Origin of the sequence: Mesorhizobium sp. M7A.F.Ca.AU.001.01.1.1, assembly GCF_004022735.1 — a bacterium.
GTDB classification, from domain to species: domain Bacteria; phylum Pseudomonadota; class Alphaproteobacteria; order Rhizobiales; family Rhizobiaceae; genus Mesorhizobium; species Mesorhizobium ciceri.
Genome location: NZ_RZPF01001393.1, coordinates 1 through 399, shown reverse-complemented (window position 1 = coordinate 399; position 399 = coordinate 1). Strand labels below are relative to the sequence as shown.

Genomic DNA, 399 nt, shown 5'->3' with positions numbered 1-399 from the left:
GAATAGGTATAGCCATGGCCGATGGCGCCGAAGCTGGTCTTGTCGGCCTCGAAGACATCGGCGACCTTGGCGCCGATCAAAGTGGCGCCGAGCGGGAAATAACCCGAAGTGATCGCCTTGGCGATGGTCATGAAATCCGGCTTCACACCGGACAGACGCGAACCCGACCATGCGCCGGTGCGGCCGAAGCCCGTCACCACTTCGTCGGCGATCAGCAGGATCTCGTGGCGGTCGCAGATTTCGCGCACCAGCGGCATGAAGCTCTCATGCGGAACGATGACGCCGCCGGCGCCGAGAACCGGCTCCATGATGAAAGCGGCGATGGTGTCGCCACCCTGGAAGGCGATTTCGTCCTCCAGCGCCCTGGCGCAGAGTTTTGCCAGCCGCACTGGGTCGGTC

Annotated in this window: 1 protein-coding gene; it reads right to left on the bottom strand. The window is 63.7% G+C overall.

The features are described 5' to 3' along the window. Positions 1 to 399 (bottom strand): aminotransferase class III-fold pyridoxal phosphate-dependent enzyme (locus EN884_RS38355; RefSeq protein ID WP_128361250.1); only part of this gene is annotated, 399 nt, incomplete at both ends.